The 23,521-nt window shown below is 66.8% G+C and carries 17 protein-coding genes; 10 read left to right on the top strand and 7 right to left on the bottom strand.

Annotated elements, in window-relative coordinates; genetic code table 11:
• Nucleotides 1–323 precede the first annotated feature (323 nt).
• Both A7X12_RS22880 and A7X12_RS22875 read right to left on the bottom strand, forming a co-directional pair.
• Complete coding sequence (locus A7X12_RS22880) at nt 324–1,397, bottom strand: ATP-binding protein (RefSeq protein ID WP_064313748.1); 1,074 nt, start codon at nt 1,395–1,397, stop codon at nt 324–326.
• Nucleotides 1,394–2,071 (bottom strand): response regulator, encoded by a 678-nt coding sequence (locus A7X12_RS22875; protein WP_064313747.1) that lies wholly within the window; start codon nt 2,069–2,071, stop codon nt 1,394–1,396. The genes A7X12_RS22880 and A7X12_RS22875 overlap by 4 nt, the downstream gene beginning before the upstream one ends.
• 128 nt (nt 2,072–2,199) lie before the next feature.
• On the opposite strand from A7X12_RS22875, the gene A7X12_RS22870 reads away from it, so the two are divergent.
• The 6 genes from A7X12_RS22870 (at nt 2,200) to A7X12_RS22845 (ending at nt 10,712) form a co-directional block, all read left to right on the top strand.
• Nucleotides 2,200–3,324 carry an efflux RND transporter periplasmic adaptor subunit gene (locus A7X12_RS22870; RefSeq protein WP_232318659.1) on the top strand — a complete coding sequence of 375 codons (1,125 nt, stop codon included), beginning with the start codon at nt 2,200–2,202 and terminating at the stop codon, nt 3,322–3,324.
• Nucleotides 3,325–3,334: 10 nt separating this feature from the next.
• Nucleotides 3,335–6,445: a multidrug efflux RND transporter permease subunit gene (locus A7X12_RS22865; protein WP_064313746.1), complete on the top strand. Its 3,111-nt coding sequence runs from the start codon at nt 3,335–3,337 to the stop codon at nt 6,443–6,445.
• Nucleotides 6,446–6,447: 2 nt separating this feature from the next.
• Nucleotides 6,448–7,842 carry an efflux transporter outer membrane subunit gene (locus A7X12_RS22860; RefSeq protein WP_064313745.1) on the top strand — a complete coding sequence of 465 codons (1,395 nt, stop codon included), beginning with the start codon at nt 6,448–6,450 and terminating at the stop codon, nt 7,840–7,842.
• A 13-nt stretch (nt 7,843–7,855) separates the two neighbouring features.
• A complete protein-coding gene (locus A7X12_RS22855; protein ID WP_064313744.1) occupies nt 7,856–8,404 on the top strand; it encodes a cytochrome b in 549 nt (182 codons plus the stop codon).
• Nucleotides 8,405–8,541: 137 nt separating this feature from the next.
• Nucleotides 8,542–10,185: an FAD/NAD(P)-binding protein gene (locus A7X12_RS22850; protein ID WP_064313743.1), complete on the top strand. Its 1,644-nt coding sequence runs from the start codon at nt 8,542–8,544 to the stop codon at nt 10,183–10,185.
• A gap of 26 nt (nt 10,186–10,211) precedes the next feature.
• Entirely contained in the window at nt 10,212–10,712 is a 501-nt protein-coding gene (locus tag A7X12_RS22845) for a DUF1543 domain-containing protein (RefSeq protein ID WP_064313742.1), read from the top strand.
• A 123-nt stretch (nt 10,713–10,835) separates the two neighbouring features.
• Here the strand turns inward: A7X12_RS22845 and A7X12_RS22840 are convergent, their stop codons facing one another.
• A complete protein-coding gene (locus A7X12_RS22840) occupies nt 10,836–11,549 on the bottom strand; it encodes a glutathione S-transferase (protein WP_269747841.1) in 714 nt (237 codons plus the stop codon).
• A gap of 227 nt (nt 11,550–11,776) precedes the next feature.
• Here A7X12_RS22840 and A7X12_RS22835 point away from each other — a divergent pair, with 227 nt between their 5' ends.
• Both A7X12_RS22835 and A7X12_RS22830 read left to right on the top strand, forming a co-directional pair.
• Nucleotides 11,777–12,589: a glucose 1-dehydrogenase gene (locus tag A7X12_RS22835; protein ID WP_064313741.1), complete on the top strand. Its 813-nt coding sequence runs from the start codon at nt 11,777–11,779 to the stop codon at nt 12,587–12,589.
• Nucleotides 12,582–14,393, top strand: a complete 1,812-nt coding sequence (locus A7X12_RS22830) for a glycoside hydrolase family 15 protein (RefSeq protein WP_064313740.1) — start codon at nt 12,582–12,584, stop codon at nt 14,391–14,393. The genes A7X12_RS22835 and A7X12_RS22830 overlap by 8 nt, the downstream gene beginning before the upstream one ends.
• A gap of 113 nt (nt 14,394–14,506) precedes the next feature.
• Here A7X12_RS22830 and A7X12_RS22825 read toward each other — a convergent pair whose 3' ends face one another.
• On the bottom strand, nt 14,507–15,997 hold the full coding sequence (locus tag A7X12_RS22825) for a glycoside hydrolase family 30 protein (protein WP_084445973.1): 1,491 nt from the start codon (nt 15,995–15,997) through the stop codon (nt 14,507–14,509).
• Nucleotides 15,998–16,612: 615 nt separating this feature from the next.
• Between A7X12_RS22825 and A7X12_RS22820 the strand changes: the two genes are divergently transcribed.
• Both A7X12_RS22820 and A7X12_RS22815 read left to right on the top strand, forming a co-directional pair.
• Nucleotides 16,613–18,991 carry a GH92 family glycosyl hydrolase gene (locus A7X12_RS22820; RefSeq protein ID WP_157105694.1) on the top strand — a complete coding sequence of 793 codons (2,379 nt, stop codon included), beginning with the start codon at nt 16,613–16,615 and terminating at the stop codon, nt 18,989–18,991.
• A gap of 148 nt (nt 18,992–19,139) precedes the next feature.
• Nucleotides 19,140–20,123: a GGDEF domain-containing protein gene (locus A7X12_RS22815; RefSeq protein WP_084445991.1), complete on the top strand. Its 984-nt coding sequence runs from the start codon at nt 19,140–19,142 to the stop codon at nt 20,121–20,123.
• A 49-nt stretch (nt 20,124–20,172) separates the two neighbouring features.
• Here A7X12_RS22815 and A7X12_RS22810 read toward each other — a convergent pair whose 3' ends face one another.
• The 3 genes from A7X12_RS22810 to A7X12_RS22800 form a co-directional block, all read right to left on the bottom strand.
• The gene (locus tag A7X12_RS22810; protein ID WP_064313763.1) at nt 20,173–20,430 is read right to left on the bottom strand and encodes a hypothetical protein; all 258 of its coding nucleotides are present in this window, start codon (nt 20,428–20,430) and stop codon (nt 20,173–20,175) included.
• A gap of 81 nt (nt 20,431–20,511) precedes the next feature.
• The gene (locus tag A7X12_RS22805) at nt 20,512–21,060 is read right to left on the bottom strand and encodes a 3'-5' exonuclease (RefSeq protein ID WP_064313738.1); all 549 of its coding nucleotides are present in this window, start codon (nt 21,058–21,060) and stop codon (nt 20,512–20,514) included.
• A 63-nt stretch (nt 21,061–21,123) separates the two neighbouring features.
• Nucleotides 21,124–23,511: an ABC transporter permease gene (locus A7X12_RS22800; protein ID WP_064313737.1), complete on the bottom strand. Its 2,388-nt coding sequence runs from the start codon at nt 23,509–23,511 to the stop codon at nt 21,124–21,126.
• Between the last annotated feature and the right edge of the window lie 10 nt (nt 23,512–23,521).

Raw genomic sequence — 23,521 nt, 5'->3', positions numbered from 1 at the left:
GCCGATGACGGCTTGTGGCATGGTATGGCTCCTGTCCATGTCGTGCGGGATCGGTAGTCCCAAGCAACTGTTCAGGGTTGTGACCAACGCGGAAGGGACCCTTGCTCCCTATCGGGCTCCAGACCCTCGGGGGGGACGGGCTCCCTTCCGCAACCTCTTCATACCACCATCCCATCAGACGGGGGGGGGATGAACGGCGGCAATGCCGAGCGATCCGCGATACGATGTCGGCGGCAGTTGAGCAGATGCAGCTTTCCCGCGTCGGACCTTGCAGGCAGCCTCCGCTGCAACGTGGTATCCGTTTGCGGCCCCGCTGCCGGGGGCTACGGCGCCTTGGAGTCCGGCAGGGGCAAGTTCAGCCTGAAAATGGATTGGGTCGCGGTCCGTGCGTATGCGGCATCGCCGCCGTGGGCGCGCGCGATGGCTCGGACAACGGCGAGCCCCAGTCCCGTTCCCTGCGTGTCCCGCGTGTCCCGCGTGTCCCTCGCGAATGGGTCGAACGCCCGATTCTGAAATCCGGAACGAAGGCCGGGACCTCCATCAATCACGCTGATCGCCGCGACGGAATCGATGAAATCGGTCTCGATCCGGAGCACGCACGGATCGGCATGGCGACGCGCGTTTTCGACGAGCGCGAGGATCGCCTGACGCAGCCGGGCTGGATCGGCGCGAACGAACCCGGGCCGCAGGTCCAGCGCCAGGCCGAAGCCCGCAGGCGCGAGCATCGATGCGAGGGCGGGCGCCAGCGCCTCGACTTCCGCCCTGACATCCACCTCCGTAAGCGTCAGCTCCAGCCGCCCACTGTCCGCCAGGCTGACGCTGCGCAGGTCCTCGACGAGGCGGGTGAGGCCGTCGACCTGCTGCAACAGTCCGGCGATCAGTTGCGCGTCGAGCGCGAATACGCCGTCCTGCGCGCCCTGCAACCGCCCGCGAAGGATCGTGAGAGGCGTGCGCAGCTCGTGGGCGATCTGGGCATTCCATGTCGAAACGTCTTCGGACATTCCCCGCAACCGTCCCGCCATCGCGTTGAAATCGGCGATGAGCAGCGCCGTCTCGCCATGGGCCTCCGGCATCGGCTCGATCCTTGTGGCAAGATCGCCCTCAGCGATGCGGCGCGCGGCGTCCCCCAAGGCGCGTAGCGGGCGGACGATCCGTCTGGACACCCACAGCGCGATCGCGAGCGCCAACAGCGCGCCGAAGAGGCAGCCGGTTAGGGTTATGCCGAGATCGAGGCTAGTGAAACCGTCGACCCCAGGTGGCAGCGGGGCGATGACCTGCAACCGTTCCAGCACCGCATACACGATGTAGAAGGTGGCCGAGGTGGCGACGATGGCCATTGTCGCCAGTGCCGCCATTGCGATTGCCAGCTGGCGGGCCAGGCTCATCCGCGTCTTCATGACCGCGACCAGAGCCTATAGCCTACGCCTCGTACGCCTTCCGGCATCTCGGGGGCGCCGGCCTGTTCCAGCTTGCGGCGCAGCTTGCTGACATGGCTGTCCACCGTCCGATCGAGCGCATCCGACCCCGGCAGGCAGGCGTCGAGCAGTTCGCTACGGCTGAACACGCGGGTGGGGGTGCGCGCCATGTGGGTGAGCAGGCGGAACTCGGTTAGCGTCAGTGCCACCTCGCCCCGGTCGGTGCGGACGAGGTGTGCTATCGTGTCGATCTCGACGGGGCCGATCCGCAACACCCCGCCGGACGCGCCCGGCCCGGCGCGGCGCCGCACCGCCTTCACCCGCGCCACGACCTCCACTGGGTTGAACGGCTTGACGACATAGTCGTCGGCGCCGATGCGCAGCGCCTGGAGCTTGTCGATATCCTGGTCGAGCGCGGTGAGCACCAGCACTGGCGTACCACCCCGTCGGCGCACTTCGGAGAGCACCTCCCAGCCGTCGACCAGCGGCATCGTGATGTCGAGCAGCAGCACGTCGGGCTTCAGCGCCAGGTGCAGGTCCAGCGCAGTGCGGCCTTCGCCCGCCTGCACCGTGCGGAAGCCCTCGCGCTCCAGATAGGCGCGGAGGATATCGGCAATGTCCTTGTCGTCTTCGGCGATCAGCGCGAGCGGGTTCATTCGGGGCAGGCTCCGACAGGCATGATGCGATCCCTATCAGCCAAAACGGAAGCGCCGCCAGTGCGTCTCCACAAACTCTCCACACAATGTCGACAGAGACGCAACCGAACGCGCGGATAGGCGCCGGCATGATGGCTCGAACGCTTTACCGAACCCTGCCGGTCGTGCTGGCGGCTGCCGGCGCGCTGGGCGCCTGCGCTGCCGACACCGCACCACTTCCGCCGACGCAGGAGGTGGAGGTGCTTACGCTGCGAATCATGGCGAGGCCCGTGGTGGCGAGCGACGAGCTGCCGGGCCGTGTCGTCGCGTTCCGCACGGCCGAGATCCGGCCGCAGATCGGCGGGATCCTGCAGCGCCGCCTGTTCGAGCAGGGCTCGACGGTGCGGGCGGGACAGGTGCTGTTCGAGATCAGCCCGGCGCCGTTCCGCGCCGATGCCGATATGGCACGCGCAACTGTGCAGAAGGCCACGGCCGCCTATGACCGCGCGCGGACCCAGGCTGAACGGCTGAAGCCGCTGGTCGCTGCCGATGCGATCAGCCGTCAGAGCTATGACGATGCCGTCGCCGCACGGAACCAGGCCGCCGCCGAGTTGGCTGAAGCGCGTGCCACGCTGCGCCGTCGCCAGGTCGACCTCGGCTTCGCCCGGGTGACCGCGCCCATCGCCGGCCGGATAGGCGCTGCCAACCTTACCGAAGGCGCGCTGGCGACTGCGGGAGACGCGACGCCGCTCGCAACGGTGCAGCAGATCGACAGGGTCTATGTCGACGTTCGCCAGACGGCCGAACGCTATGCCGCGCTGCGTGCTGCCGGCGGCGCGGCGGGGCCCGTCGAGATCATACTGGCATCGGGTGCGACGCATCCGATCCGGGGTCGCATCCTGTTTTCCGGTGTTGCCGTCGATCCGGCCACCGGCGATGCGCTGGTCCGGGTCGAGGTCGCCAATCCGGGCGAGCGCCTGCTACCGGGCATGTTTGTCCGCGCCCGCTTGCCGCGCGCGCCCATGCCTGCCGGGCTGACAGTGCCGCAACAGGCCGTCATCCGTGCCGATGACGGAGCGGCGCAGCTGGCGGTGGTGGATTCGCAGGACCGCGTGCATCTGCGGCGCGTGCAGCTGGGGTCGATGGTCGGCGGCCGGTACCTCGTGCTGTCCGGGCTTCGCGCGGGTGAGGTGGTGATCGTCGAGGGGCAGGACCGTGTGCAGCCAAACACCCCGGTGAAGCAGATCCCCTGGCGCGATCGCGGCGCAGGCTGAGGACGGAACCATGCCGCAATTCTTCATCGACCGCCCCGTCTTCGCCTGGGTCATCGCCATCGCGATCGTGCTGGCGGGCGTGCTGGCCATTCCGCAACTGCCGGTCGCGCGTTTCCCCAGCGTCGCACCGCCGACCGTCAGCATCTATGCCAGCTATCCCGGCGCCACCCCGCAGACGCTGAACGACAGCGTCGTCTCGCTGATCCAGCGCGAGCTTTCGAGCGTGAAGAACCTGCTCTATTTCGAGAGCTCCGCCGACAGCTCCGGTTCCGCCACGATCACCGCCACCTTCCGTCCCGGCACCAACCCGGAAATGGCGCAGGTCGACGTCCAGAACCGGCTGAAGGCAATCGAGCCGCGACTGCCGCAAGTGGTTCGGCAGACTGGCGTGACCGTCGAATCCGCGAGTTCCGGCTTCCTGATGATCGTCAGCTTGATGTCCGACGGGCCGCAGGATGAGGTTGCGCTGTCCGACTATATGACGCGCAACATCGTCGACGAGCTCAAGCGCCTGCCCGGCGTTGGCCGCGTCCAGAATTTCTCCGCCGAGCGGGCCATGCGGATCTGGATCGATCCGGCCAAGCTCGCCGGCTTCGGCCTGACGAGCAGCGACGTCACCGCAGCGATCACCGAGCAGAACGTCCAGATCGCGCCCGGTACGCTCGGCGCAGAGCCGACGGCGCAGGGGCAGCGCGTGCTGGTACCGCTTACCGCCGACGGCCAGCTCAAGACCATTGAGGATTTCGCCGGCGTCATCCTGAAGGCGAATATCGACGGATCGAGCGTCACGCTCGACAAGGTCGCCCGGATCGAGCTGGGCGCACAGAGCTTCGGCAACGCCACCCGAGAGAACGGTAAGGTTGCCGCTTCCGCTGCGATTCAGCTCAGCCCCGGCGCCAATGCCGTCGCTACCTCGCAGGCGGTGCGCGCGCGCATGGACGAGCTTGCGCACGCGCTGCCGGCGGGGATGAGCTGGTCGGTAGGTTTCGACACGGCGCCATTCGTACGCATCTCGATCGAGAAGGTGCTGCAGACGCTGGCCGAGGCGATGCTGCTCGTCTTTCTGGTGATGTATCTGTTTCTCCAGAAGGTGCGCTACACGCTGATCCCGGCGATCGTCGCACCGATCGCGCTGCTCGGCACGATCGCGGTGATGCTCGCGACGGGCTTTTCGATCAACGTGCTGACCATGTTCGGCATGGTGCTGGCGATCGGCATCATCGTCGACGACGCGATCGTCGTCGTCGAGAATGTCGAGCGGTTGATGCACGAGGAGCACCTCGGGCCCCGAGAGGCCACGCGAAAGGCAATGCATGAGATCACGCCGGCGGTGATCGGCATCACGCTGGTGCTTTCGGCGGTATTCGTACCCATGGCGTTCGCTGCAGGGTCGGTGGGCACCATCTATCGCCAGTTCTCGATGGCCATGGCGGTATCGATCCTGCTCTCCGCCTTCCTGGCCCTCACGCTGACTCCGGCACTGTGCGCCACGCTGCTCAAGCCGCTGGAGGACGAACCGCGCAAGAACCGCTTCTTCGCCTGGTTCGATCGCCAGTTCGAGTCTGCCACCCGACGCTATCAGGGCTGGGTGCGGGCGCTGCTGAAGCGTTCGCTGCGGATGATGCTGGTGTTCGGCGTGCTTCTCGGCCTGCTCGGTCTGGCCTTCACCCAGCTGCCCTCGTCCTTTCTCCCGGAGGAGGACCAAGGTTATTTCATGACCAGTTTCCAGCTCCCCGCCAATGCCACTGCCGCCCGCACCCGGGAGGCCGTGCAGGCGTTCGAGCGTCACATGGCCGGGCGGCCGGGCGTCGAGCGCACGGAGGCGATCCTGGGCTTCGGTTTCTCAGGGTCAGGTCCCAATGCGGCGATGATCTACACCATCCTCAAGGATTGGGGCCACCGCGGCGGCACCGACGTGCGTACGGAAGCCGCCGCCGCGGATGCGGCGATGCAGAAGACGGTGCATGAAGGCCAGGTAATGAGCATGTTGCCGCCGGCGATCGACGAACTTGGCACCTCGTCGGGTTTCGCGCTGCGGCTGGAGGATCGCGCGGGCAAGGGACGGCAGGCGCTGTTCGCCGCGCGGGATGCGCTGATCGCCGCCGCCGCGCGTAGCGCGAAGCTTGAGGGCGTCTATGCCGAGGGGCTGCCTGCCGGTGCCAGCGTACGGCTCGACATCGACCGCGCCAAGGCGCGCGCGCTGGGTGTGTCGTTCAGCGCGATCACCGACATGATCGGTACCGCGCTCGGTAGCAGCTATGTCAACGATTTCCCTAATAAGGGGCACCTGCAGCAGGTTATCGTGCAAGCCGATGCCAAGGACCGCATGACCGTGGACGACGTGCTGCGGCTGCGCGTGCGCGGTACCGAGGGCAGGACGGTCGCGCTCGCCGAGCTGGTCACGCCGATATGGACCACCAGCCCGCTCCAGCTTGCTACTTATAACGGCTACCCCTCCGTGAGCATCACCGGTACCGCCGCGCCGGGAACCTCGAGCGGCGACGCGATGCGCGAGATGGCGCGGCTGGCAGCGCAGCTGCCGCCCGGCTTCGCGATCGAATGGACCGGCCAGTCGCTTCAAGAGCGTGAGGCGGGTGCGCAGGCGCCGACGCTGATCCTGCTATCGATGCTGGTCGTCTTCCTGGTGCTGGCCGCGCTGTATGAAAGCTGGTCGATACCCATGGCGGTGATGCTGGTGGTGCCACTGGGACTGATCGGCGCGGTTTCCGCGGTGGTGATGCGCGGGCTGACCAACGACATCTTCTTCAAGGTGGGGCTGATCACGATTATCGGGCTGAGCGCCAAGAATGCGATCCTGATCGTCGAATTCGCCAAACAGTATCGCGCGAGCGGCAGCAGCCTCATCGAGGCCGCTATCGCCGCGGCACGAGTGCGCCTGCGGCCGATCGTGATGACGAGCCTGGCCTTCACCCTCGGCGTGCTGCCGCTGATGCTGGCGCACGGGGCTAGTGCCGAAACCCAGCAGGCAATCGGCACCGGCGTGTTCGGCGGCATGATTACAGGCACCGTGCTCGCGCTGTTGTTCGTGCCGGTGTTCTTCGTGGTGGTAGTGGGGCTGGCGGAACGCTGGCAGGGCCGTCGCAAGGATAAGGAGGCATGAGGATGCGCCATCTTTCGCTCGTGCTGCTGCTGGCGACGACCGGCTGCTCGATGACGCCGACGCTCACCTTGCCGACTCCACCCATCGCCGATGCCTATCCGGTGGCCGACGGTACGGAGGCGCTGCCCGAATGGCGGGGCATGTTCGGCGATCCGCGTCTGCAACGGCTGATTGCGCTATCGCTCGAAAGCAACCGCGACCTGCGCATCGCCGCGCTCAGCGCAGAGTCGATCCATGCGCAGCTGCGGGTGCAGCGCGCGCAGGCCCTCCCTGCGGTCAACGTCGACGGAAGCTATACCCGCCAGCGCCAGCCCGCGTCGGTTGCCGGCGCCGGTGTCGGCTTGGCGCCGGGCAGCGGTGCCACTGGGTTTGAATTCGGCCAGATTTCCGCGCAGGCGGCGCTAACCAGCTTCGAAATCGATCTGTTCGGGCGGCTGCACGCGATGAACGCGGCGGCGCTCCAGCGCTGGCTCGCCTCGGTCGAGGCGCGCCGAGCGGTGCGGCTGTCGGTAATCGGTGCGGTGGCCGACGCCTATTGGAACGAGCGGCTAGCCGAGGAGCAATGGGCCTTGGCGCGCGCGACGCTGGAGGACTGGAAGGCATCGCTGGACATTGCGCGTCAGCGCCGGGCGGCGGGGCAGGCGAGCGGCCTCGATATCGCCCAGGCAGAGGGGCTGGTCCGGCAGGCGCAGGCCGATCTCGCCCAGCGCGAGCGCGAACGGGTGCAGTCGACGAACGCGCTGACGCTTGCGGTGGGCGCACCGCTGCCCGCCGATCTGCCGCCCGCGCTGTCGCTCCTCGATCAGCCGGTCCGCACCGGGCTGGCGGCGGGCGCGCCCTCGGACCTGCTGGCACGGCGCCCGGATATTGCCCAGGCGGAGCATGAGCTGCGCGCGGCCAATGCCGATATCGGCGCTGCACGTGCCGCCTTCTTCCCGCGCGTCTCGCTGACGGGTGCGTTCGGATTCGCCAGCCTGGCGTTGGACAACCTGTTCCGCGGCGCCAACCGCAGCTGGTCCTATGCTCCGGCTGTCAGCGTGCCGATCTTCCGCGGGGGCGAACTGCGCGGCAATCTCGACCTTGCGAGGCTGCGAACGTCGAGCGCGGTCGCCAGCTATGAAAAGGCGATCCAGACGGGGTTCCGCGAGGTCGCCGACGGGATGGCCGCGCAGGCTACCTATACGGCGCAGGTTACCGAACAGCGCGCCGCGGTGGCCGCAGCCGAGCGCCGGACCGCGCTGGCCGCCATGGCCTACGCCGCGGGACAGACCAGTCGCCTGGAATTGCTCGATGCGCAGCGGACCTCCTACACGGCGCGACAGGCCGCGCTCCTGGCACGACGAGATCAACTGATCGCCGCCGCGGCGCTCTACCGCGCGCTGGGCGGCGACATTTGAGGAAAGGAACACGATGACGCACGCAAACTCGCGGTATCCGTTGCTGATGCGGCTGCTCCACTGGGCGCGCGCAGCGCTTCTTCTGGCATTGGTCGCGCTGGGCTGGACGATGACCAGCCTCCCCGACACCATGCCTGCGAAGTTCGCGTGGATGTACCCGATCCACAAGGAGTTCGGCGTCCTGGCGTTCGTGGTCGGCACTGTCGCGCTGGTCGTCCGCCTTCGTTCCGCCCTGCCGCCCCATCCTGCGGGGCTTTCTAAATGGGAGAGGGCGCTATCAGGCGGCGTCCATTACGCGTTGCTGGCGCTCGCGATCATCGTCCCTTTGATGGGGTATGCGATGTCCAGCAGTTTCACGCAAAGCGACGGCATACCTTTTTTCGGACACGAGCTGCCCGAAATGCTGCCGAAGAACGATCGTGCTTTTGCGGTGTTCGCGTTGGCGCACAAGACGCTCGCATACACGCTGCTTGCATTGGCTGCCCTCCACATCCTTGGCGTCATCAAGCATCGGTTCTTTGATCGCGGGCGCGAGACCGACGTGCTGCCACGAATGCTCTGACGTTACTCGGTTCTCTTTGGCAGCCCCCGTTCAGCGGCGCGTAACGCGGCTGCGGCTTCGCTGGGGGGCTGGGGCCTGCACGACAGGCATGCACCAAAGGGCATGGCACAAGGAGTCTCGTCGAGCTTTCAGACCCGATGCGCCCATCCATTGCCTTTGTCGGTGCTGGTCCGACGACGATCTACACGTTGCATGCTCTGCTGGAGGCCATGCACGGGGGCGCTGACATAACGATCTACGAGGCCCAGTCGCAGGCGGGTCTCGGCACGCCCTATCGACCTGGCTGGAACGATCCGGCGATGCTCTCGAACATCGCCAGTATCGAGATCCCGCCGATCCGGGAAACGCTGTGCGCGTGGCTCGAACGCCAGCCGAGACGACGTCTCCTGCGCCTGGGCGTTGATCCCGATGCGATTGACCCGCATGCGTTCTATCCGCGCGTGGCGCTCGGCGCATATTTCCAGGAACAGTTTGAATGGCTCGTCGCGACTGCCAGAGGGCGGGGGATGGCGGTGGACGTCGTTACCGGTGTTCGCGTGACGGATATCCGCGCCGACAGCAATCGGATCTGCCTCTCGCTCCTGCCCCGCAGAGGCACCAATTTTGAACGCGCGCACGATGAGGTCGTTCTGGCAACCGGGCACCAATGGCCGGAGGAGCCCGAGGTCAAACCCGGCTATTTCCTCAGTCCGTGGCCGGCCACCGCGCTGCAACGTATCCCGCCGGCCTCGATCGGCATTCTCGGCAGTTCGCTGACCGCTATCGACGCGGCGGTCACGATGGCGACGACGCATGGCGCGTTCGAGCAGGCCGAAGGCGAGGCGCTGCGCTACCGGATAGACCCGGACGCAGATGATTTCGCCATCACGATGATTTCCCGGAAGGGGTTGTTGCCGGAGGCGGATTTCTACCACCCGCTACCTTATGAACCGCTGGCCATATGCACCCCCGAAGCCATTTCGGCCCTGATCGAGCAGGGCGGCGAGGATTTGCTGGATCGGGCGTTCGCGCTGTTCCGCGACGAGCTTGCGGCTGCAGATCCCGTGTATGCCGAGGCTGTCGGTCTCTCTGCCGTGACACTGGAAACCTTCTGCGACCGATATTTCGCCGAGCGTCTGGCCGCGGATCCCTTTGACTGGGCGGCAGCGAACCTGGCCGAAGCACGAAGCCATTTCGAAAGCTGCCATACGGTGCCGTGGCGCTACGCGATCCTGCGGATGCATGAGACATTTGGACTGATTGCTCCGCATCTCGACGAAGAAGCACTGCATCGCTTCAACACTACGCTGAAGCCCGTCTTCGTCGACGATTACGCCACCGTGCCGCATCTCTCGATTGAACGCATGCTGGCGTTGCATCGCGCCGGCCGGCTGGAGGTCGTCGCGCTCGGGCAGGGGGGCAGTATCGATACGAAGTCTGTGCCGGGGGCGGTCGTAACGATTGCGGGCCGGCGCCGACATTTTCCGGCGTTCATCGATGCCACCGGCCAAGCCCCGCTCGGCGCGGAAGACTTTCCCTTCTCGACGCTTCTGAAGCAGGGCGTGGTCAAGGACGCGGCTGAGGCCGACGGCGCAGGCGTCAAAGGCATCGTCGTGGATGCGCAGTTCCATCCGTTGAGCACGCACCCGGCGCGGGCACAGCTTTTCTGCCTCAGCATTCCTTTCCTGCTGCAGCGACACCCCTTCATACAAGGCATCACCAGCTCCCACGAGATCGGGACGATCGTGGGCACGGAACTTGCGGCAGTGGCGGATGCCGCCTCGCTTGAAGCGGCGGCTTGAGGGATGAATGTTTGGGAGGCGGCTCGATGAAGCTGTTCGCGATCTATGTCGGCGGGGAGCATCCCTCTGCCCATATCGAGGTCCATGACATCAGGTTCGTCGTCGCGAACGCGATCCAGGACACATATGACCAGTTGCGCGCCGAATGGTGGGGTACGCCCGGCACACTGCATATCGACTGCTGGGCGGAAATTGATCGGGCCGATGGCCATTCGATCTTGCTGCGTCCCGAGCGGCCTGGCGCGCGGGAGAAACTGTGGTTCGTCAATCTCGGGGGCTATGACGGCGTCGATTTCGCCGAACGTCACAAGAACATGTTCGTGGTCGCCGGGTCGGCGAGAGAAGCAAAGGCTCGGGCACTGGCCGCCGTACCGGGGTGGAAGGATGCCCACCGCGACGATCTGTACGATGCGGACGCCATCTTCTGCCTCGACGGGTTGGCGGGCGACAGGCTGTACATCCATCTAGCACCTGCAGACGATGCAACGGTGCCTCGTTTCACCTGCAGGTATACGCCGCTTAAGTGATGGTCGCCGCGGTGCGTCCCGCTCGGAAATGGGGAACGGAATGCTCGCGACGGGCGACCTATCGAGATCGGGCATTACCCGCGTACGGCGGATCAAGCGCCCTTGGTTTCGATCATCGCGCGGTCAGCCGGCCACCTTGTGCAGGGAATGCTCGATCTCGCCGCCGCAATAGGTGTCGCCGAAATCGGCGGCGCTCTTCTGTCGAAGGGTGGCAAGCTGCGGGGTTTCCTGCATTCGGCCGGCTAGACCCCAGAGGGCAGGGGCCGCCTCCTCGCAGAGCGCCGCTGTCTTCGGCAAGTGATCTGCCATGGTGGTCCACAGAATGGACGTGATGATATCCGCGACGCCCGGCGTCGGCGTACCGAGCAGGAAACCTTTCGCCGCTGTCAGGCCTCTTCGCGCACCCATATCTTCAAAGATGTGCATCCACTTTTGCAATCGCGGTACGAAAGCGTTCCAACGCTCTTGCGTCCACATCTCGCGCCCGCCGTCCAGCGTGAGTTCGTCGATCACGTCATTGGCGTCGTTGGCGATCTTGGCAGTGCGCGCTCGATCTTCCGCCGAGGGAGGCAGCAGGTTCAGCCGCTCGCCCAGGTACATGGCAATTGCCGGCATTTGCGACAGCGCGACATCGCGTTCCCGGTCGACAAGCACCGGCGGCCCCATGAAGGCGACCGGCTGGTCGCTAGCGTCTTGCTCCATCAGCGCCGCGATCTCGTCCGCATCATGTTCGGTCCAGCGCGCCCCCGCAAAAGCAAGGATGGCTCGAAGGAACTGCCCTCGGAACGGCACCGGCCAGTAATACAGGTCGAATTCGCGCATCATGATCTCCGGCATCGGTGTGCCTCAAGAATGGCGGCGGGGCGGGATCGTTCCTGGAGGACGGCGCCGTCTTGTACGGGGCACGCCTTTGCGAGGGGCTTGGTCCCCGCATGGCCGACCGGCGATTCGCCCTTTCGGACTTCCCCTTGGAGCACCGGGTGCGATTTTCCCGATAGCCGTCGTGCTGGTTCGAGCGTTGTCGCGCGACGCGGCGCCTCGCCGTGCAGTTCTGGAGACGTTCCATGCAGACGAACAGAGGCTCTCTCGCGGGCCATGCCGCGATCGTTACCGGTGCGAGCTCCGGGATCGGCCTTGCGGTGGCGGAGGCGGTTGCTGCTGCCGGGGCCGCCGTTGCGGTGAACTATCATTCCCAGGCCGAACCGGCAGAGGCGCTCGTCCGGCGGATTGCCGAACAGGGCGGGAAGGCAATCGCCGTGCAGGCCGACGTGTCGGAGGAGGCGGAGGTCGTCCGCCTGTTCGACGAGGCCGCCGCCGCCTTTGGCCGCATCGACGTGCTGGTCTCCAACTCCGGCGTGCAGAAGGATGCCGCGGTCGCCGATATGTCGCTGGAAGACTGGAACACGGTCATCGGCATCAATCTGACCGGGCAGTTCCTGTGCGCGCGCGAAGCCGTGAAACGCTTCCGTGCGCAGCCGCAGCAGGGACGTCCCGCCCGCGGTGCCGGCGTGATCGTCGCGATGAGTTCGGTCCACGAAATCATCCCTTGGGCTGGGCACGTCAACTATGCGTCCGCCAAGGGCGGGTTGCGCATGTTGACCCGCTCGCTCGCCCAGGAAGTCGCCGCTGACGGCATCCGGGTGAACGCCGTTGCGCCGGGCGCCATCCGAACCCCGATCAACAAGGATGCGTGGGACAGCGAGGAAGCGCTCGCCAAGCTGCTTCGGCTCATTCCCTATGGCCGGATCGGGGAACCGGAAGATGTGGCGCGGGCCGTTGTGTGGCTCGCATCGGATGAAGCCGACTATGTCACCGGTACCACGTTGTTCGTCGATGGCGGTATGTCCCTCTACCCCGAATTCCGCGACAATGGGTAAGTCGCTCCGCACGATCGGCGATCACGGCATCATCGGCAATTTGGAGACCGCGGCTCTGGTCGCCCGCGATGGCACCATCGACTATCTTTGCTGGCCCGCGCTCGACAGCCCTACGATCTTCGCGGACCTCCTGGACGGCGAGCAGGGTGGCGCGTTCGAAATCGCGCCCGATCTCGACGATCCGCGTCCCTTGCAGCTCTATGTGCCCGACACCAACGTGCTGCTCACACGCTGGATCGCCGAGAACGGTAGCGCCGAGGTGGTCGATCTGATGCCGCACCCCGGAACGGGAAAAGGGCCGGACACCGATGCGCGCCGCCTGGTCCGGTTCCTGACGGTCACCAGCGGCAGGGTGACCTTCACCATGCGGTGTGCCCCACGGTTCGACTATGCCCGCGAAATCCCGCAGGTTTCGGCGATCGAGGGCGGGGTGCACTTCTCCGGCGACGATCTGTCGCTCCGTCTCTTCGCCTCGGTTCCCCTCGATCCGCAGCCGGATGGCGTGAGCGCGCGCTTCACCTTGTCCAAAGGCGAAAGTGCCTGGTTCGTTCTCGGCGACAATACCACGCCGCGCCCTGACCAGGGGGCAGTGCGGGGGCTGATCGCGGAAACGACGCGCGCTTGGCGCGACTGGGCGTCCCAATCGACCTACAAGGGGCGCTGGCGCGAACAGGTGCTGCGCTCCGCGCTGACGCTGAAGCTTCTGACGTCGGCTCGACATGGGTCGATCGCCGCCGCCGCTACCTTCTCGCTGCCCGAAACCAAGGGAGGCGAACGCAACTGGGACTATCGCGCGACCTGGATCCGGGATGCATCGTTTACCGTCTATGCCTTCCTGCGCCTGGGCTTTACCGAGGAGGCCGAGCATTTCTACCGATGGGTGAGCGGGCGCGTCGTGACCGCGGGCCGGGAAAGCCCGCTGCGCATTCTGTACGCGCTTGACGGCGGGTTGCCGGGCGAAGAGCGCGAACTCCAGCATCTTTCGGGATATGCCGGGAGCCGCCCGGTGCGGATCGGCAACGCCGCGAGCGAACAGAAGCAGCTCGACATTTTCGGCGACCTTCTCGACAGCGCCTATCTGGTCAACAAATATGGGCCTGCCATTCACCACGAGGGGTGGCAGCACGTTCGCGGCCTGGTCGAGTACGTGATCGAACATTGGCAGGAGGCCGATGCCGGCATTTGGGAGATGCGCTCCGAGCCGCGCCATTTTCTTCATTCGCGCGTGATGTGCTGGGTCGCGCTGGACCGCGCCATCCGGCTTGCCAAGAAGCGTTCGCTCCCGGCGCCGCTGGTCGCGTGGGCCGAGGCCCGCGACGCCATCGTCGACGATGTGTGGACCAATTTCCGGCATCCGGAGCATGGCTATTTCGTCCAGGAGCGCGGCGGGACCGCGCTGGACGCGGCGCTGCTGATGCTGCCGCTCGTGCGGTTCGTCTCGTCGACCGATCCTGTCTGGCTGAAGACGCTGGCCGCCATCGAAGCGGAGCTCTGCGACGACGGGCTGGTGTACCGCTACCGGAGCGGCGACGGCCTGACGGGCAGGGAGGGCGCCTTCACGACCTGCACCTTCTGGTATGCCGAATGCCTGGCGCGGGCCGGACGGCTGGACGACGCGCAGATGATACTGGCCAGGGGAATTGCCTACGCCAACCCGCTAGGCCTGTTCGCAGAGGAGACCGACGATAGGGGACTGCCGCTTGGCAACTATCCGCAGGCATTGACCCACCTGGCCTTCATCAGCGCGGCCTATTTCGTCGATCGACAGCTCGACCCGTCATACCGGCCTAGCTGGCAGCCCTGAGAGCGAAGGGCAGCCGGCTTTCGGTCGCTCGCCGTGTCGGCGAGACATCGCCGGCCCGTTTGCCGCGCGCGTACGGGCCGGTTTCCGCGGTGCCGCGTGGTGGCATTTGGCCGTCAAGGCAGCAGAACCGAGCCAAAGGAATCTGCGGGCAATCGTGTCTCCAGAATCGACCCGCCGATGCCGATGCGCAGGTTCATCTGCGCATTCGTGGGGTTGTGCGCCATGATCGCCAGGCTGCCATCGCGATTGCGGAAGGCCAGCACGTCCTCATAGCCGGTCCAGCTTACCGCTGGAATGCGCGTTGCTCCGGGGCGCACGATGCCCGCCAGATGCTTCAGCAGATAGAATTCGTGATTCCAGCGCCATCCGCGGGTCGCGCGGTTCACGCTGAGCAGCGAGTTCTGCGCCCAGCCCCAGCGGCTGACGCCTCCATCGACCAGCGCGATATTCCAGTAATTGTAGCCGCTGCAGCCGTTCGACAGGTAGCTCTTCATCAAGCTCCACACATAGCGCGCATAGCGCCAGTCGTTCCGACCGTCGCCGCATTCCTGCTCGCTCATGTAGAAGCGAAGCGTCGGATGGTTTCGTGCCAGGAAAGGCAATGCGCCGCGACCGGCCCACTGCACCCCGACGCCGCGGATGACAGCCGCCGCCGCCTTGTCGGCATAGACGGTTTCGAACAGCCGATCATCGGGGCGTTCCATCGTGCCGAAGAAAACGTCCACGTCCCGACGCGTCATTTCCCTTCCGAGGTGCGGGAGAAAGCGGGCGAGGCCGGACGGCGTCCAGCAGCAGCTGGGGAAGGGTTGCGCCGAATTGAACTCGTTCTGCGGCATGACCATGCCGATCCGAATGCCCCGTTTGGCATATTCATCGATGAACCTGCCGAAGTAACGCGCATAGGCATCGAAATAGCGCTCGTCCTGGACGAACATGTCGGTGCCTTCGGTGCCGACCTGATCCGGTCTGAGTCCATTGCTGGGCCAGCCTGTCCTGTTGGGCACCGAGGCATAATGGCCATTGGTCTTCATCCAGCTTGGAGGGCTCCACGGCGAAGCCCAGAGCCGAAGCGCCGGGCGGACATGCTGTGCCCGCTGGATGAAGGGGACGAGCGTCGCATCGTCGCGGGAGAGACGGAAGTCGCGGAGCGCGAAATCGCCCGGCGTCTCGTCATAGGAATACCAGTCACGGGCAAAATCATTGGCGCCGATCGGCATGCGGCACAGGGAAAAACCCAGGCCGGCATCGCCGAACAGCGCTTCAAAGATGGCGTCCTGATCGGCGTGCGGCAACAGGCTGATGGCATCCCACCCCATCTCGTTGAAGCAGGCGCCGAAGCCTTCCATGGTCTGTTGCGGACGATCGAACTGCAGCAGTACGTCGGCGGGATCCGCGCTGACGGAGGGGGTTAGCGCCGCCTTGTCGGCCAGTTGCCACGCGCTGGTTGCGCTCGTGACCACCCATTGCCCAGCGGGAAGCGCATAGTTTTGCCGCACCGAAGCGGCAGAAACTTGGCGTGGCAAGATCGAGGCAAGCCCGCTGGCCGCTGCCAGTGCTACGAAGTTTCGGCGATCTACCTGTGCTACCGTGCCATCTGAACGCATCGTCTTCTCCTGGAAGGGCCTGATAGCCCAAGGATGCAGGCGAACGTCTCTACCGCGCAGCCGGGCCGCTTTCCATCCTCGGCCTCGGATGGAAGGAACGCGCGCGGAAATGCCGCGGGAGAACGGCCAGGCGACCGTTCGCGGCACGTGCCGCCCGCCCCGAACATGATAGTGGCAGCGCCATCTTGCGCCCACCGTCGACCAGCGTCTCCCCGTACTTCGACGATGGAGAGATATGGAGGACCAAGCGCTGGCTGTCGGTCGCCGCGGGAGTTGCTTTCGCCGGCGCGGCATCGGCGCAGCCGGCGGCGCCCGCCCCCTTTGCGGTACAGATCGAGATGGATGCCGCCCGCCTCACGGGACCGTTGAACCGGGGAGGCCGGTTGGCCCGTCATTCTCGCGGTCGGGCAACGCCACGGCGGCAATTGCAGTGCATCACCCCCTGAACCGTCAGACCTGCAGCCGTTCGCGGGGGGGGGGATGCCCGTTCCCGCGGGAAACATCTGAATGCGCGATGCGGTCGAGGCGCGCGTCGCTTTAAGGCTTGCAGCCAGCACGATGGTCGAACACTCTCATGAATATCGTAAGCAAATGTTCTTTTGTGGGGGAATTGGCATGATGCGTGTCGTGGTCATCGCGGCGCTGGGGATCGCCAGCGTCGGGCAAGCTGCCGGCCAGCGCGACGCGGGCGGCGATCCCGCCAGCGACGTGAACCCGTTCATCGGCACGACCAATGGCGGCAACGTGTTTCCCGGCGTGTCGCTGCCGTTCGGCATGGTTGCCTTTAGCCCGGAAGAGACGCCTCTGCCGGGACAGCGCACGGCCTCCGCCGCGCCCGGGGGCTATGAGTGGCGTGCCAACGGCATTCGCGGCTTCAGCCTCACGCACGTGTCGGGCACCGGTTGCACGGGAGCTAGTGGCGATATCCCGATCATGCCTGTCACCGGCGCGGTCGAAATGTCCCCGGCATCGGCGGCCGCCGGCATGCGCTATGCCAGCATGCTCGATCATGCCGAGGAGACCGCGAGCCCCGGGCGCTACGCCGTCAGGCTAGGCAATGGCGTGAAGGTCGACCTCGGCGCGACGGACCGAACGGCCGTGGGGCGCTTCACGTTCCCCGCGGATCGGCCGGCCAATCTGCTGTTTCGCACCTCTGACAGCGAAGTCGGCAGCACCGCCTCGACCATCGCCATCGATCCCGTGACGCGCACCGTCACCGGATCGGTGACCAGCGGCAATTTTTGCGGGTATCTCGCCGCCGACCGGCGCGAGAGTTACTACACGCTGCACTTCGTCGCCGTCTTCGACCAGCCGTTCGAGGTCGGCGGCACGTGGCGCGACGACAAGGTGATGCCGGGCGCGGCGCAGGGCGGCGGCGGAACCAGCTATGGCACCGAAGGCCATCCGCCCGCCGGGAAGGGGGCGGGCGGCTGGATCCGCTTCGATCCGAAGCGCACGCCCGTCGTGACCATGCGGGTGGGTATCTCCTATGTCGATTCAGCTGGCGCCCGCGCGAATCTGGCGCGTGAAAGCCCCGCCGGCACCACCCTGGAGGCTACCCAGGTGGCGGGGCGTGCGATCTGGAACCGGCGCCTCGGCCAGATCGCGATCGAGGGCGGCGCACGCGACGAGCGGACCGTGTTCTACACCGCGCTCTACCACGCATTGCTGACTCCCAATCTCTACAGCGATGCGGATGGGCGCTACCGCGGATTCGACGGCGCCGTGCACCGGCTGTCGCGCGGGCAAGGTGCGCAATATGCCAATTACTCGGGCTGGGATGTGTACCGGTCCCAGTTGCAGCTGGTGACCCTGCTGGATCCACGGCGCGGCGCCGATATCGCCCAGTCGCTGCTCAACCAGGCGGACCAGAATGGCGGGGTGTGGGATCGCTGGACGCACCTTACCGGCGCGACGAGCGTGATGAACGGCGACCCTTCGCCGGCGTCCGTCGCCGCTATTTACGCTTTCGGCGGGCGGAGCTTCGATGCGAAGCGCGCCTACGCCTCGCTGAAGCGCGCGGCGACGGTGCCGACCGAGAAGGATCTGAGCCGCAAGGGCTGTCCGGTGCTCTGCATCGGGCAGCGCCCCGGCCTCGATCAGTGGCTGCGGCTCCATTACATGCCGGTCGGCGCCCCCGGATGGGGTACCGCGTCGGACACGCTGGAGCTGGCGGCCGCCGATTTCGGCCTGAGCGAACTGGCCCGTGCCACGGGGGACCGCGAGGGGGCACGTCTGTTCCGCGCGCGATCCGGCTGGTGGCGCAACCTGTTCAATCCCAAGGCAACCCCGCAAGGCGGGTATATCCAGCCGCGCAACGCCGATGGCAGCTGGCCCCGCTTCGATCCGGCCGGCGAAGACGCGTTCGTCGAGGGCAGCGGTGCGCAATATCTGTGGATGGTGCCATTCGATGCGGGAGGGCTGATCGCTGCGCTCGGCGGCCCCGCGGCTGCGTCCCGGCGGCTCGATGCCTTCTTCCGCAAGCCCGACGGCAGCTGGGCGGTGACCAAGTCGGGCCCGCTGCATGCGGAGATGGACAATGAGCCGTCGATCGCCGCGCCCTGGCTCTATCTGTTCACCGGCGAACCCTGGAAGACGCAGGAGACGGTGCGCGAGGCGATGCGACGCATCTGGACCAATACGCCGGCTGGCATCTCCGGCAACGACGATCTGGGGCAGATGTCGTCCTGGTATGTCTGGTCCGCGCTCGGCGTATATCCGCTCTACCCAGGTCGCGCCGATCTGGTAGTGGGCAGCCCTTCCTTCTCCGGCGTGACGATCCGCCGTCCTGGCGCGCGTATCGTCATCCGGGCGAAGGGCGCCGGGCCCGCGGCCCCCTATGTCCAGTCTCTCAAGGTCGACGGCCAGCGGCGCGAGCAGGCGTGGTTGCCGGCGCGCTTCGTCGAGCGCGGCGGAACGCTGGACTTCACGCTGGCGCCGACACCCGACCGTGCCTGGGGCAAGACGCCGCCGCCTTCCTTTTCTCCCGATTGAGGCCCCCGTCACCGGACGTACCCCGCAGCGTGATGCGAGCGTTGTCCGTCAATCCTACTGAAAGCTATTCATTTTTATGATGCGGTGAGCGCGTAGGCACCTCGCCCCCCCGCGATGCCCCTCCGTCGATTGAATGGACAAGAACGTGATGCCGCACAGAAATGCTCAAATCGACCATGTCGCGGCAGAGCCCGCCGTTGGGCCCGCCCGGGCAAGCTCCGGCCCGGAGGATGCCGTTTATCGGACGCTCCTGGAATCGACCCGCGCAATTCCGTGGAAGATCGACTGGGCGACGATGCGCTTTGCCTATATCGGCCCGCAGATCGCGGCGCTTCTTGGCTGGCCGCAGGACAGCTGGGTGTCGGTGGAGGACTGGGCCTCGCGTATCCATCCCGATGATCGGGAGCATGTGGTCAACTATTGCGTTGCGCAGTCGATCGCGGGCGTCGATCACGAGGCCGATTATCGTGCGCTGACGCAGGACCGCGGCTTTGTCTGGATCCGCGACGTCGTGCACGTGGTGCGCAACGCGGAAGGGGAGGTCGAAAGCCTGATCGGCTTCATGTTCGACATCAGCGAACGCAAGCGGATCGAGCAGGAACTCGCCAAGATGCAGCGCAAGCTGGAGGCCCTGTCGTTCGAGGACGGGCTGACCCGCATCGCCAACCGCCGACGCTTCGACGAGCGCCTCGAAACCTATTGGGAAGCGGCGCGCCGGTCGGGCCGACCCCTTTCGATGATCCTGTTGGATATCGATCACTTCAAGGGTTTCAACGACCGCTACGGCCATCTCCATGGCGACGAGTGCCTCGTGGCAGTGGCTGCGGCTTTGAAGGCGCTTGGGCGCGAGGAGGACGTAATCGCGCGGTTCGGCGGAGAGGAGTTCGTGCTGCTCCTGCCGGACACCGACGAGTCCGTGGCGTTGGAAATCGCACGGCGCTGCTGCCGCGCGGTCGAGGGGCTCGAGATCCCCAACGCCGCTTCGGATTGCAGCCCGTTCGTCACCGCCAGCCTGGGGGTGAGCACGGTGACACCTTTGGAAGGCGCGCTGGCGCGGGACTTTTGCGAGGATGTCGATCGGCTGCTGTACGGCGCCAAGCGAAACGGAAGAAATCAGCTGCTGAGCGCCTGACGAAGGGCGTCCGCGGGGCGTTGGAGCGGGCAGGCCGCCCGCCGCCAGGTCATGCGCCGATCGCTGCGAACCATGCCGCGTAGGGCGTGTTGCGCGCCAAATGTCGGTTATAGTCCGGGGCGCCGTCCTGCCACCAAGGCGGGCCGCGCTCGCCGAGCGCGCGCTTCGCCTGGTCCACGGCGGCATGGGCTGTTGCCTCTGCCGCTTCGTCCTGCGACCGCCGTGCGGCACCAACCGCGCGACGTGCGGCCATCAACGTCGCCACCAGTGTCGCGCGGTCCTTCTCCGCCAGCGCCGGATCGGACATGCGCCACAATCGCCCACGCACGACGAAATAGCGGCCGTCGGGCGTGACCGGATGCGCCGCCGGGTTTCCTCCGCCCAACGCTCACCGCCCGGCGAGATGCGCGGCGGCCGCTTCGCGAACGGCCAGCCATCGCCCTCGTTCGGCTTCCGCGTCGGCGAGCGCGCGGTGGGCGACGGCGCTGCGATCCCGCATCTCGGTGTGGACGAGCAGATCCTCGACGGTCGGCTCCAACAGCTCCGGCGGGAGGTGCGGGGCGAGCATGGCACGCGCCGCGTCGCGATGGGCATCGTCGCTATCGCGGAGCCGCAGGCTATTACGCGGCAGCCCTGCGGCGCGCAGGAGCGTGCTGAGCCACTTGCCGTCCCAGGACGGGGCGCTGGCCCGGAGATCGTGGCCGGCGAGTTGCTCGACCATCCGCTGGGCCACCGCCGCATGCGGCTCGCCGGATTCCAGCAGCGTTGCGCGGGGGATATGGTGGATCGCTTCCGCCGCGGGATCCCAATCCTCCCAATCGGGCGCCGGTCGGATCAGATGGCCTTCGGAGCGACCGTCTTCGAACACCCACGCCACTTCGATCGGATAGCTGCGCTTGCCGAGCGAAGACGCCTCGAAATCGAGAAATGCCAACATGTATGGGTAACGATAGCGACGCGAGTTTGGTTCAGGCAAGCGCGCTGGCCGCTGCGGTCCCTCCTATTCGTACCGGAGCGCCCGGGCGGGTTCGGCACGGGCGACGCGCAGCGACTGGCCCAGCACGGTGAGCACCGCGATGCTCGCCGCCAGCGCCGAGGCAGCCAGGAAATACCAGGGCGTCAGCGCGATCCGGTCGTCGAAGCCGGAGAGCCAGCGCTGCATCGCCACCCAGGCGAGCGGCCAGGCGATCAGGTTGGCGAGCAGCACCGGTCGCAGGAACTTGGCGACCAGCAGCTGGAGCACGTCGCGCGTCGAGGCCCCGAGCGCCTTGCGGATGCCGATTTCCTTGATGCGTCGTTCGGTATCGAAGGCGGCGAGGCCGTAGAGGCCGATGCAGCCGATCAGCACGGCGAGTACGGCACCGGCGGTGAACAGGCGGGCGCGTTCAAGATCCGCCCGGACATAGGTTTCGTAGAGCATCTGGTCGACCGTCTGTACCTTGAGCGGCACGGCGGGCGCGCCGCGGCGCCAGACCTGCTCGACCCGGTCGAGCACCGCGCGACTGTCGGTGCCGGCGTAGCGCAGGCTCAGGACCGGCGCGGTCAGGCCGGTGCCCTGCAGGGCATAGGCTTGCGGCTCCACCGGCTGGACCGGGCCCATCAGGCGCAGGTCGTCGATCACGCCGATTACCGTCTGCGGTGCGGTGCTGCCGGTCAGGACCTTGCCGATCGCGCCCGCCGGCGTGGCGAAGCCGAGGCGGGCGGCCGCGGTGCGGTTGAGCAGCACCGCATGCACCTTGCCTTCGCCTGCATCGTCGCTGGCGAAGCGCCGCGGATCGAACCAGCGGCCGGCGAGCAGTCGCGCGCCGTAGAGCCCGAAAAAGCCGGGACCGATCGATGCCTGGATCACCGATATCTTGTCGCCCCCGCCGCCCTCGCGCTGCATCTCGAGGATGCCGAAACTCCCGCCGCCCGGCGCGATCGAGGACTGGGCGACGCCGGTGACGCCGGGTAGCGCGGCGATTGCGGCGGCCAGATCGCGGCGCTGCGCGGAATCGAGCCCCGCGTCGCCGAACGAGGAGAGCATCGCCAGCCCCTGCCGGTCGAAGCCGAGATCGGCGGTCTGCACATGGCGGACCTGCGCGAGCAGCACGCCGGTGCCGATCATCAGTGCGATCGCGATGGCGAACTGCAGCACCACCAGCGTCGCGCGAAGCCGCCGCCCGCTGCGGCCACCGCCGGTTGCCCCGGCGCTTGCCAATACTGTCGCCGGGCGAAATCGCGACAGGACGAAGGCAGGATGCGCGCCGGCGATCAGCCCGACGATGGCGACCAGCGCGGTCAGCGGGGGCAGGATCGTCTCGCCGCCCCAATACTGCAATTTCAGATCGGTGCCGCCGATGGCGTTGACCAGCGGCAGCGCGATTTCGACCAGCGCGAGGCCGAGCAGCGCGGCGATCGCGGTGGTGGCGAGTGACTCCGCGAGGAACTGGCCGATCAGCGCGCCGCGGGTGGCGCCCAGCGTCTTGCGCATCGCCACCTCGCGGGCGCGCAGGCCGGCGCGTGCGGTGGCCAGGTTCACATAGTTGCCGATCGCGACGAGCAGCGCGAGCAACCCGACCAGTCCCAGCGTCGCCACGACGATACGGTCGCGCGGCGACTGGAGATGCAGCGAACCGAGCGGGACGAGGCGGTTGGTCAGGAGGAAGCGGCTGGCGACGCCGGTCAGGCTGGGATCGGGATGGCGCTGGTCGAACCGCTCGACCAGGCGGGTGGCTACAGGTGCGTCGGCGGGGTCGAGCCGCAGCAGCGTCTGCAGGCCCATGCCCTTGCCGAAAGGCGACGCATTCGGGCTGAGGCGAAGGAAGAGGTCGCCCGCAAGGCTCATCGCCTTGGGCAGGCGCACGACGGCGCCGACGCGGAACTGGCGCTGCTCGCCATCGACGGTCAGTTTGAGCATGCGGCCGATCGGCGCGCCGCCGGGCAGGTGGTTCTGCGCGATCCGTTCGGTGATGACCACGCCGTCGGGGGTGCGCAGCGTCGCGCCCGGATCGCCCGCGACGACGGGAAAAGGAAACAGCGCAAAGTAGTTGGCGTCGACCTGGCCGAGCTTGACGCTGGTGCTGCCGTTGCCGAGCTGCAGCGCCGCATCGTCCAGCTGCAGCCGCGTGCCGGTCAAGCCGGCATGATCCGCTTGGAGCTGGGCCAGCATCTCGCGGCGCGACGGGATGTTGACTTCGTTGGCGCCGGGGAATTGCAGCGTGCGACGCACGACCCACGTCCGGTCCCAGCCCGGCACGCCGTGATCGAACGTCGTCTCGGCGCGGACGAACAGCGCGAGGATCAGGAACACCGCCACGCCCAGCGCCAGCCCGCCGATGTTGACCAGCGTGAACAGCTTGTGCCGGGTGAACGAACGATACAGGGCGAGCCAGGCGAGGCGGTGCATCCAGCGATCC

This window comes from Sphingomonas sp. TDK1, assembly GCF_001650735.1.
Classification (GTDB): Bacteria; Pseudomonadota; Alphaproteobacteria; order Sphingomonadales; family Sphingomonadaceae; genus Sphingomonas.
This window is presented reverse-complemented; position numbering and strand designations above follow the sequence as displayed.